Source organism: Ruegeria sp. CI1 (assembly GCF_056536925.1).
The window spans coordinates 115,385-129,987 of the sequence record NZ_JBQFQP010000005.1; the positions used below are offsets into that span (position 1 = coordinate 115,385).

Annotated in this window: 14 protein-coding genes and 1 pseudogene; 3 read left to right on the plus strand and 12 right to left on the minus strand. The window is 59.9% G+C overall.

Translation table 11 applies throughout. The features are described from left to right. Positions 1-52 precede the first annotated feature (52 nt). The gene (locus ACR0LZ_RS07590; RefSeq protein ID WP_480749189.1) at positions 53-823 is read right to left on the minus strand and encodes a sulfite exporter TauE/SafE family protein; all 771 of its coding nucleotides are present in this window, start codon (positions 821-823) and stop codon (positions 53-55) included. Between the two features lie 145 nt (positions 824-968). Continuing rightward, positions 969-1,397, minus strand: coding sequence for a DUF4177 domain-containing protein (locus ACR0LZ_RS07595; protein ID WP_480749190.1), 429 nt, complete (start codon positions 1,395-1,397; stop codon positions 969-971). A gap of 199 nt (positions 1,398-1,596) precedes the next feature. On the opposite strand from ACR0LZ_RS07595, the gene ACR0LZ_RS07600 reads away from it, so the two are divergent. The 3 genes and pseudogenes from ACR0LZ_RS07600 to ACR0LZ_RS07610 all read left to right on the plus strand — a co-directional run. Then, positions 1,597-2,964 (plus strand): MFS transporter, encoded by a 1,368-nt coding sequence (locus ACR0LZ_RS07600; protein WP_480749191.1) that lies wholly within the window; start codon positions 1,597-1,599, stop codon positions 2,962-2,964. Next, positions 2,961-4,217 carry an asparaginase gene (locus ACR0LZ_RS07605; RefSeq protein ID WP_480749192.1) on the plus strand — a complete coding sequence of 419 codons (1,257 nt, stop codon included), beginning with the start codon at positions 2,961-2,963 and terminating at the stop codon, positions 4,215-4,217. Before ACR0LZ_RS07600 ends, ACR0LZ_RS07605 begins: the two co-directional genes overlap by 4 nt. A 280-nt stretch (positions 4,218-4,497) precedes the next feature. Then, a pseudogene (locus ACR0LZ_RS07610) lies at positions 4,498-5,249 on the plus strand (alkaline phosphatase family protein); the annotation flags it as partial. Positions 5,250-5,692: 443 nt separating this feature from the next. Here ACR0LZ_RS07610 and ACR0LZ_RS07615 read toward each other — a convergent pair. Genes ACR0LZ_RS07615 through ACR0LZ_RS07660 form a run of 10 tightly spaced genes read right to left on the minus strand, consistent with a single transcriptional unit; the run spans position 5,693 to position 14,531 of the window. After that, positions 5,693-6,295 carry an amino acid synthesis family protein gene (locus tag ACR0LZ_RS07615; RefSeq protein ID WP_480749193.1) on the minus strand — a complete coding sequence of 201 codons (603 nt, stop codon included), beginning with the start codon at positions 6,293-6,295 and terminating at the stop codon, positions 5,693-5,695. A 21-nt stretch (positions 6,296-6,316) separates the two neighbouring features. Beyond that, entirely contained in the window at positions 6,317-7,108 is a 792-nt protein-coding gene (locus tag ACR0LZ_RS07620; protein WP_480749194.1) for an alpha/beta fold hydrolase, read from the minus strand. Continuing rightward, the gene (locus ACR0LZ_RS07625; RefSeq protein ID WP_480749335.1) at positions 7,101-7,268 is read right to left on the minus strand and encodes a TOBE domain-containing protein; all 168 of its coding nucleotides are present in this window, start codon (positions 7,266-7,268) and stop codon (positions 7,101-7,103) included. Before ACR0LZ_RS07625 ends, ACR0LZ_RS07620 begins: the two co-directional genes overlap by 8 nt. 3 nt (positions 7,269-7,271) lie before the next feature. Then, on the minus strand, positions 7,272-8,177 hold the full coding sequence (locus ACR0LZ_RS07630; RefSeq protein ID WP_480749195.1) for an ABC transporter ATP-binding protein: 906 nt from the start codon (positions 8,175-8,177) through the stop codon (positions 7,272-7,274). A gap of 11 nt (positions 8,178-8,188) precedes the next feature. Continuing rightward, positions 8,189-8,992 (minus strand): ABC transporter permease, encoded by an 804-nt coding sequence (locus tag ACR0LZ_RS07635; protein ID WP_480749196.1) that lies wholly within the window; start codon positions 8,990-8,992, stop codon positions 8,189-8,191. Next, positions 8,992-9,816 (minus strand): ABC transporter permease, encoded by an 825-nt coding sequence (locus ACR0LZ_RS07640; RefSeq protein WP_480749197.1) that lies wholly within the window; start codon positions 9,814-9,816, stop codon positions 8,992-8,994. Before ACR0LZ_RS07640 ends, ACR0LZ_RS07635 begins: the two co-directional genes overlap by 1 nt. Positions 9,817-9,842: 26 nt before the next feature. After that, positions 9,843-10,919 (minus strand): ABC transporter substrate-binding protein, encoded by a 1,077-nt coding sequence (locus tag ACR0LZ_RS07645; protein WP_480749198.1) that lies wholly within the window; start codon positions 10,917-10,919, stop codon positions 9,843-9,845. 46 nt (positions 10,920-10,965) lie between these two features. Next, entirely contained in the window at positions 10,966-12,018 is a 1,053-nt protein-coding gene (locus ACR0LZ_RS07650; RefSeq protein WP_480749199.1) for an LLM class flavin-dependent oxidoreductase, read from the minus strand. A 9-nt stretch (positions 12,019-12,027) separates the two neighbouring features. After that, positions 12,028-13,536, minus strand: a complete 1,509-nt coding sequence (locus tag ACR0LZ_RS07655) for an aldehyde dehydrogenase (protein ID WP_480749200.1) — start codon at positions 13,534-13,536, stop codon at positions 12,028-12,030. Next, the gene (locus tag ACR0LZ_RS07660) at positions 13,533-14,531 is read right to left on the minus strand and encodes a flavin reductase (protein ID WP_480749201.1); all 999 of its coding nucleotides are present in this window, start codon (positions 14,529-14,531) and stop codon (positions 13,533-13,535) included. The genes ACR0LZ_RS07655 and ACR0LZ_RS07660 overlap by 4 nt, the downstream gene beginning before the upstream one ends. Positions 14,532-14,603: the final 72 nt, after the last annotated feature.

Genomic DNA, 14,603 nt, shown 5'->3' on the forward strand with positions numbered 1-14,603 from the left:
CGCGCGACACCGCTTTCATGCGCCAGCGAAGACCGCCTGCACGAATGCCCGACTACGCGCCTTGCCAAAAATAGTATCCGGTCAGGAACAGTCCAAAAGCTATGATGCCTGCGCGCAGCGTCGACTGAGGAACCATCAGAGACAGAAATCCGCCAAGATAACCACCTATGGAAGAGCTGACCATCATGACCACAGCGAATGGCCACGACACCGAACCGCTGAGGCCGAAAATTATGACCGCCACGATGCTCACGGCGAAAACCACCGCATTTTTCAACGCGTTGGCCTCATGCAGATCTGCGTGTCCGTTCAGTATCAGCGCGGCCAACAGGATCTGCCCCAGGCCCGCGCCAAAGTATCCGCCGTAAACAGAAAAGAGAAAAAGCACCGCAACCGGCAAAAACGCCCATATGCGGGCCGAACCGATCCTCAATACCAGAATTGCCCGCCGAATTCCGGGCGCGGTCGAAAACAAGACCGTCGCAAATCCGATGAGATATGGCACGGCCGAGGCAAAGGCTGCCTCGCCGAGGTACAACAGCAACAAGGCACCAAGCGTTCCGCCCAGAACGCCAATGCCTACGGGCGTCAGGCAATTCCGGCCAAGACGCTTCAACTGAGGGCGGAATGCCGGAAGTGCCGCAAGATTGGCGGGCGTCAGGGCCACCATGTTCGTCGTGTTGGCGACCAGGGGGGGCAGGCCCGCCCATATCAGGACTGGAAAGGTGAAAAACGTCCCGCCACCGGCAATGGCATTGGTGGCGCCCGCCAGAACGCCGGCGGCGACAAGAATCAGATAGGTCTCGACCCCTGCGGCTTCCAAGACAGGTTCCCCAACTGAATGACACGACCGTCCGAGCGCCGTGAAAACGGGTCACCCAAATCAAGTATGCCGGCGTTTTCAGTCTGGTCCGGGCCGCTCAGGTCCGTCAAGGAACAGACAGTCGGCGTGTTTTTCACCTGCGCCGTCAGGTTTTTTCTTCTTCGTCCAGTTCGGGCTGTGTCTCGGCCCTCTTGAAAGACAACGGCGGATCATTCGACTCCTGCGAGATCCGCGCCGGGCCGGAAATCGTGCCGGGCCCCGGAACCGGGCGGGCCAGCGGGATGCCCTCGGGCGTGTGACTGGGCATCTCGACTTCCGCAGTTGTCGGCTCGCTGCCCTCCGCCAGCGGCCTGCGAAAGACCAGCACGTTGCGCCAGTTGACCGTGCTTCCCGTGATCCCGCTGCGCTCTTCGCTGGGCAGCAGTTCGGCCCGCAGATATTCCCACCCCTCGGCCGCCAGGGCGTTGAGCGACTGTTGCACCGAAAGGGCAAACCGCCCCTCTGCCGTTTTGACACCCCTGGCCTTGGTGCCCTTTTGCGGGGCCGGGACCACCTTGTATTCGTATCGGATCATGCTCGCGCCTTTGGTTGATTGCGCGCAGGTTACTGCAACCTCCGTCCAAAAGGCCAGAGCTCTGAAACCCGCAACCGCCAGGTGGCGGCATTTCCGCCAGACCCGTGGCCAAAACCCGCCAACTTGACGCACGCCCCTGCGCGTAGGCTTAATGCAGGGGCGATTTTGCGATTTGATCCATGCTTTCAGGACCTGTCCATTGACGAAAGGCCAAGACAACACACGCTGGTGGATTTTGGGCGCGATGGGGGTGATCCTCGGGGTCATCCTGCTGGACGAAACCGTCGTCGGCGTCGCCCTGCCGACCATCCAGGCCGAGATCGGCCTGACCGCGCTGGGCGCGCATTGGGTGGTGAACGTCTATCTGCTGACGCTGGCGGCGCTGGCCGGAGCGGCGGGCAGACTGGGCGACATTCTGGGCACGCGGGCGCTGGTCGTGGCGGGGCTGGTGCTGTTCGGCCTGTCCTCGGCTGTCGCCGGGATGGCGGGCAGCGGCACAACCCTGATGCTGGCGCGCATGATGCAGGGTATCGGGGCCGCGGTGATCTTTCCGCTGTCTCTGGTGCTGGTCTCGATGTCCTTCGGCGAGGATGAGCGCGGCATGGCGCTGGGCATCTACGGCTCCATCGGCACCACCTTTCTGGCGCTGGGGCCGGTGGTCGGAGGGCTGCTGACCGAATACCTCTCCTGGCGCTGGATCTTCTGGATCAACCCGCCGATCGTTCTGGTCGTGGCGGCGGTCACCTGGCGGTTCTGGCGCGACCCCGACCGCGTGCCCGAGGACCGGTTCGACTGGCGTGGCCTTGTGCTGCTGGTCACCGGCCTGACCCTGACCGTCTTTGCCATAATGGAGGGGCCGGACCGCGGCTGGACCCGCGCGGACGTGGTTCTGCCGCTGGGTCTGGGGCTGGTGCTGCTGGCGCTGCTGATCCCGGCCGAGCTGAAATTCACACCGCCCCTGATCGCGGTGCGCCTGTTTTCCAACCCGACCTTCGCCGCCTCGAACCTGATCGTGTTCCTGGCCCAATATGTAAAGATCGCCAGCTATGTCTTTGGCGCGATGTATTTTCAAACCGCGATGGGCCTGTCGCCGCTGATGGCGGGCGTAGCGCTGTTGCCCGCCGTGGCGCCGCCGATGTTCTCGGCCCCCTTTGCGGGCAAGGCCGCGGACAGGTTCGGAACCCGTGGCCCGTCGCTCATGGGGGTGCTGGGGTCGATGCTTGGTATTTCGGCGGTGGCGCTGGGTATGGGGATGCACAGCCACGCGCTGATCCTTGCCGGGCTGCTTTTGTCGGGCGTCGCCGTATCCTTTCTGTTCGTGCCGCCGCAGCGCGCGGTGATGATGTCGGTGCCGCCCGCGATGCAGGGGCAGGCGGGCGGCATCGTGCTCAGCAGCCAGCTTCTGGGCGGCACCCTCGGCATGGCGCTCTGCAGCACGGTCTATGCCATGACCGGCAGCTTTCCGGCGGTGTTCTGGACCACCGCCGCCTTTGCGCTGGCGGTGCTGCTCTATGCGCACTTTGCCATCGAACATCCGAAGCACAGCAAGCCGAAAGGGACCCCGTGAAACCCAATCTGACCCGCCTCCTGCGCGCACTCGCCATCGCCTTTCTACCTGGCCTGACAGCCGGGCTTGCATCGGCGCAGGACGGCGCGCCAAAGCTCGACTTCGCCTCGCGCAATCCCGACTTGCCCAATGTCGCGGTGCTGGCCACCGGCGGCACCATCGCCGAACGCACCGACCCCAAGACCGGCGGCGCGGTTCCGGCGGTCTCGGCCAAGGATCTGGTTGCCGCCGTGCCGGGCCTGTCCAAACTGGCCAATATCGGCGTGCTGCAGGTCAGCAACATCGATTCCTCGCAAATGACCCCGTTGATCTGGGCCAGGCTCAGCACCGATCTGGACGCGGTGCTCGCACGCCCCGACATTGCCGGAGCGGTCGTCACCCACGGCACCGACACCATGGCCGAGGGCGCGTTTTTCGTGGATGTAACGCTCAAAAGCGGCAAGCCGGTGGTGTTCACAGGCGCGATGAACGACGCCTCCAGTCCCAACCCCGACGGCCCCGGCAACATCCATGCCGCCGTCGCACAGGTGCTGTCGCCCAATGCCGGAAACTGGGGCGTGACCGTGACCCTCAACCGCTATGTCAATTCCGCCCGCCACGTGCGCAAGACCCAGACAACCAACGTCCAGACCTTCAACTCGGGCGAAAAAGGGTATCTGGGCTATGTCCTGGGCACCGATGTGCAGCGCCTCAACGACCGGGTGAACCGTATCCGCCTGCCGCTGCCCGAGCCGATGCCGCAAGACTTTCCCGACATCCCGATCATCATGGATTATGCCGGCTCTGACGGCGGATTGCTGCGTCATGCCGTCGACAGTGGCGCCAGGGGGCTGGTGGTCGAAGGCGTCGGCGCGGGCAACGTGAACGCCGCCACCTTCAAGGCCATCGAATACGCTCTGTCCAGGGGGCTGCCCGTGGTCATCGCCACCCGCGTTCCCCATGGCCGGGTCGAACCGATCTATGGCGATCAGGGCGGCGGCGCGACGCTGCAGAAAGCGGGCTGCATCCTCGCCGGAGACCTGCCATCGACCAAGGCCCGCCTGCTGCTGATGCTGGGCCTGCTGCAGCACGGGCCGGACAGGGCGGCGTTGGGGAAGCTGTTTGAGGGGGATGACCCGGCTCCAGACAAAATAGCACCCGATTGGCCAGCCCCTCACAGCAGAGGTTGCAGTTTGTCAAAGATGGTCTGCAACATGGGCGATGAACGCGTCGAGGTCGTCGGGTTCGAGGCCACGGCTGCCGTTGCCATGTGAACTGGTTTTTGCGGATGCAGTCGGCATGTCGCAGCCCGAAGCGGCCAAACGCCACTGGACGGGAATATCTGCTAACTGACCTCGCCGCGCGGGTCGCGTAAACCATCAGGGCCAGCGGTCACGTGCACCGCGTCTAAAGGCCGAACACAAGACCGCTTCTGACAAAATGCAAATCACCTCAAAAATGTCTTGCTTTGCAGGAGCCATCCACGCAGGACAAAGCGCCATTTCGCTGCAGTTGCGCCAAGGGCTGGTCTTATTGAGTGATAGATTGATCCAGTTCCAAAATATTGCCTTCTGGGTCACATCATCAGAGCCCCCGCTGCCCTCGACCTCGGCCTCTTGCGATGCCTCGATCCATACCGGCGTGGTGCCTGCCGTACATGGATCGACCGGCAACCACGATGTGTTTCGCTTCTCGATGCCCGATATCTTTTCGGAGGTGCGCAAGCGGGGTGGCGTGACCGGGCCGTGGCCCATTCCTACTGGTCAGAGTTTTTCAACCACGCGCCCTTCGATCCGGTCCGCGACATCGAATATGACGAGCCTGAGAGCGGCAGCATCAACCATGGCCGCTTCCACACGATGGCGGGGTACTGGTCGGCCAACCAGATGACGCCCAGTGATGCCGACCTCTTCGCGACGCTGACGATGCTGACAGAGCGCTACAACCTCAATTTCGGCATTCTGCACACCTGCACGCTTGATAGCATGGGCCACAGGTTCAAACATGACTGTGAAGAGATGGACGGCGCGTGCTGCGCCCTCGACGCTCAGCTGACGCCCTATATCCGGCGCTGGCGTGACAACGGCTACGAGGTGATCGTTGCCGCCGATCACCGCCAGTCGCTGCGCGGTCGCCATGGCGGGCGCGGTGAAGACCAGCAAGACGTCGCCCTTTATTACTTCGGCGGAGCAAACGGCCCCGATCCCGAAACGGCCCTGAAACTTACCCAGCTCGCCCCAACAGTCATTTCCCGCCTGGGTCTGCCAATCCCTGGACCCATGTCGGAGGACAGTTTCCTAAACTGAGTCACACTCGCGAATATGACCTCCCTGTCGCGATGAGTTCGCGCAACCTGGGTGGCGTCAATATCGGCGCCACCCCTTTTTGCGGATCAACCCAACCAAAACATTCCAACTTTGAAAGACAGCTTTGAGTGTAAGGTCGCTATTTGTGTATCTCGCAGCATTTGCAAAATGGGCTCAGCCGTTGAATCCGCCGCTCCTTGCCAGAATGCCCGCTGCCAGATAGCAAACGGCACACGAATATCTCGAAAATTCGGGAACTCCGTGCAGTTGCGGATGTTTGGCCGGAAGGTGCGAGGACTTGGCCAAAGGACTGTCTCAGAGCGTGTCATCATCGCGGATCGCGGCGACACAGCATGGCTGTGAAGAGCCCAGATCCACCAGTGCTGCGCGCAGCCGAAAGGGCTGCAATACCATCTAATTTGTGGTCGTTGGCAGGCGGGTTTCTAATCTTGGCGGGGTCGCACGGTTTGATCGTGATCGAGATCTTCCATATCCTTGAAACGATCACCGATGCGATGATGCGGGCGGCCACCTGTTGCCACGCCGATCGCGATCAGGATTTCATCGGCGGCGGGCGCATCGGGAATGTTAAACTCTACGGTCATAAAGTGAGAGCGCGCACCGCCCCGGGTTATATGCTTGAGCGGCATGGTGATCGAATTGCCCGGCCCGCCACGTTTGTTTGAAAACGGAATGAACTCAATGCTTTGCACCGCGTCGCGCAAAAAATTGCCAAACCGCAGGGTATGGATTAGGGCTGATCCGTGTTCGACCTCACCGTTCACGCCAACAATGGCGGATTTTCCAAACGCCTCGACGTTTTCGCCGCCACCCACCAGCGGCATGAGCCGGCCGACCATCTCCTCTCCGAGCACCGGAGCGAAAGCGTGAATTTCGGGGCGCAGATCCTCGACAAACCGACCAGACCACGGGTTTTTCAGAACGGCGGCGACGGCGGCCATACGCAATGGCGGGGTTGCCGGTTTGTGGCCTTCGATCAGAGTGTCTTCGACAAAGGCGACGTATTTGCGAACTTCGGGTGTCATATGTTCTCTGCCTATTTGGGGTTAGGTGCCACAATTGGCGGCGAGGAATGGGTCAATCAGGCCACCAATTTGATCGGGGGCTTCCAGCAGCACCGAGTGTTTGAGGCGAGGCAGGATGTGCAGTTCTGATCCGGCGATCCGTGCATGGATGAATTCCGACATGCGTGGATTAGAACCAATGTCCTTTTCGCCAGTCATGATCAGCGTCGGCACGGCGATACGTTCGAGTTGATCCCCCAGATCGCTGCCTGCAAGCACGCGATAAGCGGCGACGTAGCAATCTGGGTCATTTTGCAGGGATTTCTGACGGCGCGCCTCCAGTACCTCGGGGTGGGCCGCGGCGAATTCGGGGGTGAACCAACGATCAACGGCGTTGGACAGATGGGTTGTCGCTCCTTCGCGCGCAAGGGTTTCGGCACGTTCGTTGACGCGGGCCTGCTCATCAGGTGTGCGACCCGCGACGGTAGAAACCAGAGTAAGGGATTGCACACGGTCAGGATGAGACAGCGCCAGGGATTGCGCCACCAGACCGCCCAGAGAAAAGCCGATGACCGAAACACGGTTCAACCCCAGATGATCCAGCAAAGCGACGGCATCGCCACTTAGATCATCCAGCGTATAAGGCCCCGGCGTTCGCTGTGATTGCCCGTGCCCGCGCTGATCATAACGAACATAACGCCGATCCGGCGACATGTGTGACAGCACACCATCCCAACTTTCCAAATCGGCACCCACGCCATGGATCAGCAAAACCGGGGGGCCGGTTCCTTCATCACGGTAGTTGAGCGCTACCGCCGCTCCGCGCTTAAACATCCGCAAGAATCCGGGCATCCCGCGACCTAAAACTGAGCGTTGCCTGCGATCCGATTTCGAGCGCGGTCGCCTCGGCCTGCGCGGCTTGTTCCAATGCGATCACTTCTGTGCCGTCCTCAAGTGCGATGATCGCCTTGCGCGACTGTCCGAGGTAGATCAGCTCCTATACGGTGCCGCTGAGCGTGTTGTCATCGCCTGATGCATTTGTCCCGCCCACGACGTGAAGCCGCTCGGGCCTGATAGCCAGAACAGCAGCCGCGCCCTCAGGCAGAGGAGCATCCATCTGCCCGCTGAGACCACGCACCTTGGCATTTTTCCCTGTCGCCGCTTCGATCCGGCCGGAAACGAAATTGGTCTCGCCGATGAAGTCAGCGACAAATTTGGTCTGGGGCGCCTCGTAGAGATCGTGCGGTGTGCCGATCTGCTCAATACGACCCTCGTTGAATACGGCAATTCGGTCGGACATCACCAATGCCTCTTCCTGATCGTGGGTAACGTACAAAACAGTTGCACCAAGGTTCTTGTGCAAATGCATGATTTCGATCTGCATATGCTCGCGAAGTTTCTTGTCGAGCGCACCAAGAGGTTCATCCATCAAAAGAAGCCGAGGCTTGAACACCATGGCGCGGGCCAGAGCCACGCGCTGTTGTTGACCCCCCGACAGTTCCTTGGGCAAACGCAGGCCAAACCCGGCCAGACCCACCATTTCCATCGCTTCCTCGACCCGCGCGCGGCGGTCCGCCTTGGGTACGCCTCGCATCTCTAACGGAAAGGCTACGTTTTGGGCCACAGACATATGCGGGAACAGTGCATAATGTTGAAACACCATGCCGATGTCGCGTTTCCATACCGGGATCGGATCAAGTGGTTTGCCTTCCAGCTGGATATGTCCTTTGGTTGGTTCGGTGAAACCTGCAACCATCATCAAGGTAGTGGTTTTGCCCGACCCAGAGGGCCCAAGGAAAGTGACAAATTCGCCCGGTGCAACATCAAGATTGATATCCTTGGCAGCAACAACACTTCCATAGGCCTTGCCGATTTCAGAAAGTTTGAGAATTGGGTCGGTCATCTGGGAGGTCCTTACAGCCCGGGCGCACGGCCGGAACGGCGTCGCGCAAGCCCATCCATCAGAAGGGCGAAGAGAGAAAACAAGAACAGCACTGTCGCGATGGCGGCAATGGTCGGGTCAGTGTCACCCTTGACGTTCGACCACATCTGCACCGTTACCGGGCGCACCCTTGGTGTCGATAGAAACAGCGATACAACGAGTTCGTCAAAAGAGATGACCATTGCAAACAACATGCCTGACATCACCGAGGGCGCGATCAGCGGCAGGGTAACCCGGCGGAATGCAGTCCATGGGGGTGCGCCACAATTTGCGGCGGCGTCCTCTAGACGCTTGTCGAACACGGCCAGATTGGCGCTTACAGTCGACAGAACAAAGGGCAGGGTCAGGATCACATGCGCGATGACCAGCCCGGAGAGTGTACCGTAAAGGCCCCAAATCCGGAACACGCCGAAGATCGCAGCGGCAGTGATGATCACCGGGATAATCAGCGGTGCCATCAGGATACCACGGATCGCTATTGCCCATTTGCTTTGCATCCGGCTGAGCGCAAGTGCAGCAGCGGTGCCAAATATTGTGGCGATGATTGCAGTGGGCAAAAGGATCTTCACCGACGTCCAGAGCGTTCTCGTCCAAGTCGGATTGTTGAACATCTTCTCGTACCATTGCAGCGAAAAGCCAGGCGGTGGGAAGGTGAGGTACAGCGCCGAACTGAACGAGATTACCAAGGTAATCACCAGCGGCGACAACATGTAGATGACCAACAGAACGTTGATCACGCCGCGCACCCCGCCCCAGAACCGATCGGAATGGAACATCAGATGCGCCTTCCCTTGATCTTGAGGAGGGCGTTGATCAGCAGGAACAGCAGGCCGGTCCCGACCAGCAGAACGATGGCCAGGGCGGACGCCAGCGGCCAGTCGCCGAATTCGTCGATCCTCTCGAAGATCAGCTGTGCGATCATGATATCGCCGCGGCCACCCAGCAAAGCCGGGGTAATGAAATACCCAAGCGCGATGATGAAGACGAGCATCGCCCCGGTTGCCAACCCCGGCAGGCAAAGCGGCAGGTAGATCCGGAAAAACGCCCGGATGGGGGTGGCGCCAAGGTTGGTGGCGGCCTTGAAATACGACCCGTCGATGCGCGCCATGACGGAGAACAGGGGAAAGACCATGAAGGGCAACAGCACCTGCACCATTCCCAGCAACACTCCAAAACGGTTGTAAACCAGGTCCAGCGGTTCTGTGAGGAGGCCGATGCCGATCAGGATGTCGTTGATGATCCCGCCGCGTTGCAGGATCACCAGCCAGGCGAAACTGCGTACCAGGATCGAGGTCCAGAACGGGATCAGGACCGAAAAGATCAGAACCTTGCGCACCCAGGGGCTTGAATGAACCATAGAGTAGGCGACAGGAAACCCGATCAACGCGCATAAAATCGTCGTTGCCCCGGCAATCGCCACGGTGTTCCACAGAACACCCAGATAGATCGTTCGGGAAAAAATCGTGATGTAATTCTGCAAACCCCAGACGGGTTCAGAGACGCTGCGCTGTAACAGCCAGCTAACGGGATAGAGAAAACATAACCCGACCAACAGCACTGCCGGTGCCAGTAGCCAGATGTTACGATCCTTCAGGAACATCGCGCAGCGTCTCCGGTTGGTTTACGTCAGGTTAGCTTCCACTCTGTCCAGCGTTCGGTCAGCTCTGCAAGGTTGTCGCGCCAGTAATCGGCTCGGATCAGGAACCCCTTGGCCTGATTGTCCTCGCTCGTGGCAAGCCAAGGTAAAACGTCCTCGTTGACATTGGCAAAGGCAGCAGGGTTCACCGGCGCATAGGCCAGCGTGTTAGCCATCAGTGCCTGATTGTCGGCGTCCGCTGTTGCGTTCATGAAGTGCTGCGCGACCTCGGCGTTTGGTGCCCCTTTGGGAATCACCAGATAGTCGATCGACCGGATGTTCTGGTTCCAGCTGATGTTCACCGGTGCCCCTTTTTGGTTTACGTCGAACGCGCGTCCGTTGAGGATCACACCGACTCCAACTTCCTTGTCGACGAATAGTTGCTGGCTGACAGAGTTGGAACTGTACCAGATCACATGATCCTTGATGGTGTCGAGCTTGGCAAAGGCACGATCCACGTCCAGCGGATAAAGGTCCTCGGGTGCGACACCGTCGGCCATCAGTGCAATCTCCATCATCGGATAGACCCGGTCGCGTAAAGCGCGCTTGCCCGGATATTTCTCGACATCAAAGACATCTGCCCAACTTTGCGGCGCATTGTCGCCCACGACATCGGAGTTGTAGCCAATGTTGTAAGACCACACGATACAGCCGATCCCCTTGCGGTGAACGTACGCCTGGTCCAGCTCGCTGGCATCGACAATGTCAAAATCCAGGTCCTCGAACAGGTCTTCATTGGCAAAGAGGAAGGTGTCGGTTACGTCAACCGTATCCCAGATTGGTTCGCCCGCTTCCACCATGGTGCGCAGCTTGGAACCGTCCATCGGGCCGTCCTGGATAATCAGAGCGCCGGTTTCTTCCATGAACGGGTTGCAATAGGCAGCCTCCTGTGCAGCCTGATAGCTTCCGCCCCAGCTGGCGAACACCATCTCGCGGCCTGACAGGTCGACGGCGGCCATGGCAGGGCGGCTTGCAACGCCGAGCGCGGCCACAGAAGCAGAGGCATAAAGCGACGTGCTTAGGAATTTGCGGCGGCTCAGACCCGCCATTTTGTTTTGATCAGTCATTGGTTTGGCTCCCTGTTGTTGTTTGCATTTCCCATCCCGCGAGCCGTCAGGCCGCCATTTCCTTGGCACGGAAATAGGGGATGACGCGTTCGCCGAACAGCTCGACGGTTCGCACCGCCACGTCATGCGGCAACCCGAAGGTGGGGCCGATCATGATGTGGTTGATTCCTGCGGCCTGATAGCGTTCCAGCTTTTCGATGATTTCATCCGGCGTACCGAACAGCAGGTTCTGTTTCAGGTTTTCGGCCTGATATTCCCCGCGTCCGGCGACCGTGTCGAAATCCACCGGCTCGGGGAACCCGTCGGTCACCGCGCCGGAATTCTTGAACAGGTTTTCGAAGTTGCGCCCGAAGTTAACCACCGACTTTACCGCCGTATCAAGTACGCCGGGATCGTCATAGACACAGCAGACCCGCAAAGTGGCATGTTCCAGACGGGCCGGGTTTCCGGCTGCATTGCTGGCATTGCCGAATTTTTCGACAAGGTCTTCGACCTCGGAAAAATCTTTGCGCAGGGCTGTGGACATGACGTTGCAATTGTTCTTCAGCGCGAATTCGAACGTATTCTGATCACGCGCCGCCACCCACATGCTGGGCGGTTTGCCAAGCGGTTTAGGCACACACGCCACTGAAGGGAAATTCCATAACTCTCCGTCATGGGCATAGTCACCTTCCCACAGCCGCTGAACCGCCGGGATGATTTCGCGCAGGTATCTGCCGCCCTCGCCCTGGGGCATGCCACCGGCCATGCGGTCGAATTCGTACTGATAAGCACCGCGACCCAGACCCAGCTCCAGCCGGCCACCGGTCAGGATGTCACACATTGCCGCCTCACCGGCCAGCCGGATCGGATGCCAATAGGGCGCCGCGACCACCGCCGTACCAAGCCGGGCGTTCTTGGTGTGATTGCCCCAATGTGCCAGCAACTGGAACGGGTTCGGGGAAATCGTCAGCTCGATCGTATGGTGTTCGGCGGTCCAAATGATGTCGAACCCGCCCTGATCGGCTATTCTGACCAGATCGAGTGCCTCATCGGCCACCACATCCATTGTCTTGGATGTGTCGAAACGGGCCATGTTCACGATAATGGAAAATTTCATGTGTTGGTCCTATTTGTTGATCCGCATCACAAAGGCGTCCTGCTGGGCGCCGGAATAGTCGATCACGACTGTCTTGATGCGGCTGTACTCTTCGATGGCGGCAAAGCCGTTGTGTTTGCCGTAGCCTGAGTCCTTGAAGCCACCCACGGGCGACATCACGGAAGGGCTGCGGTAGGTGTTGATCCAGACCATCCCGGCCTCGATCCTGCGCATGAAGCGCAGCGCGCGATTGATGTTCTGCGTCCAGATGCCCGAGGCCAGCGCGAAGTCGCTGTCATTGGCCTGTTTTAAAAGGTCATCTTCGTCGCGGAATTTCAGGATGGACAGCACCGGGCCGAACACTTCTTCCCGGGCAATCCGCATGTCGTTGGTCACATCGGTGAAAATGGTAGGTTCGACATACCACCCCTCACCCAAGCCCGAAGGACGACCACCGCCAAAGGCCAGCGTGGCGCCCTGTGACTTGGCGCTTTCGACAAATTCAGCGACTTTTTCAACCTGTGACCACAGCGCCAGAGGGCCGAGCTGCACGTCATCCCGTCGTGGATCACCGATCGTGATGGCGCGGGTTCTGTCGATGATGCGGGCAACCACATCGTCATAAACGCTTTCCTGTATGAAACAACGCGAACCTGCCACGCAGGTTTGACCGGCAGCAGCAAAAATTCCCGCGACCACACCGTTGGCCGCGGCATCCAGATCGGCGTCATCACACACCACGTTGGGCGACTTTCCACCCAGCTCAAGCGTGGCTGGCGTCAGTTGATCAGCGGCGTTTCGCGCAATGACCCGACCGGTCGCAGGACCGCCGGTAAAGTCGATCTTGGCAATGCCGGGGTGGGTGATCAGCGCGTTGCCGGCGCTATGGCCGTAGCCTGTGACAACGTTGAACACTCCGTCGGGGAATCCCGCCTCTGCCACCATTTCGGCGAATGCGACGGCCCCCGCCGAGGCATGTTCGGACGGTTTGACGACCACCGCGTTGCCACAGGCCAGCGCGGGCGCAATAGCGCGGATCATCATGTAAAGCGGGGAATTCCAGGGAATGATGACCCCAATCACGCCCAACGGCTCGCGTACCGTGAAATTAAGCATGTCGGGTTTGTTGACCGGTATCGTTGTGCCCTCGATCTTGTCGGCCATACCCGCGAAATAGCGCAGACCCACCGGCAACGCCTGTGCCAGCGCCCGCATTTCACGCAATAGCTTGCCGTTGTCCTTCACCTCGATTTCGGCGATGCGATCGATATTGCGTTCAAGGATTTCCGCCAGCTTCAGCATCAGCAATCCGCGCTGGCTTTGGGTGATGTCACACCACGCAGGATCACGCATCGCATCGCGGGCAGCTTCGACCGCGGCATCCACCTCGGCATCGGTGCAGTCGGATATCCTGCACCAGATCCGACCGGTGGTGGGATCGAAACATTCGATCTCTGCGCCGTTCGATTGGCGAAAGGCACCCCCGAAATGGATCGGCAGGCACGTATCCTGAATGCTTGCCACGGTAAATGCGGTCACGTGACGTTCTCCTGTTCTGCTAGCAATTTGCTCCACGGGGTCGATTGGCGGTCGATCGGGTTGATCCGGCCGGGACTGTCGGTGCCATCCACGTACAGTCCGAAACGCGCATCGCGATATTCTGTCTGGTAACGCCGCAGGACCGACTGCACGGGCCGCGAGGCGATCTCTTGCAGTGGCAGGTCGGTTACCGGAAAGAGCCGCAGATCATCGGGCACTGAACCGTCTTCCATTTCTCCGTGAAAGATCAGCCAGGTCGCGTTGCCCGAGGGCGCATCGAAGACCGAGTAGAGAAACCCAAGTTCCGCATTGATCCCGGCGTCAGCCAGCCCCCTTTCCAGCGAGGCGCGGCTCTCGCGAAAGACGGGGCGCACATCGCCCATGGGCAGGCTCCAGCCTTCGGCGGTGTGCCGCAGCAGAACCTCGCCCTGACGATCCAGCAGACAACCCACCCGGACACCGCCGTGATGCGAAACAGAATCCGCGGCGGTCTCTGCCAATCCCAGTTCGAGGTAATGCCCGCGCAAATAGGCCAGCGGGCGACCGTCAGTCTGATGAAACCCGGTGATGCGTCCGATCAGGATGATGTGGTCGCCCGCGTCCACCAGATTGTCGGTTTCACAGTCGAACCAGGCAACCGCCCCGCCGATGAGCGGACTACCTGACATGCTTTCGGTCCAGTCGGTTCCCTCGAAACGGTCAGGCACCCGGCTGGCAAATCGGGTGGACACATCTTTTTGTGCCTCGCCAAGAATATTTACCGCAAAGCAGCCAGCCCGGGAGAAGTGGCCGACGTTGGAAGAGGTCTTGGCGAGGCACACGAGCAGCAGGGGCGGCTCGAGAGAAACCGATGTAAAGGAGTTGGCGGTAAACCCGATGGGCGTTCCATCCTCGGCACGCGCAGTAACGACGGTTACACCGGTCGTGAAGCTGCCGAATGCCTGTCGCAAACGCAAGCGCTGATCGTTTTCGCCATCTTGTGCCCGAGCCGCCATACGCGCTGATTCCCTGTCCGTTCCCGGTCAGATTAGAGAGGGAATCAGGCCCGCGGCTTCCACCAGTTTGAT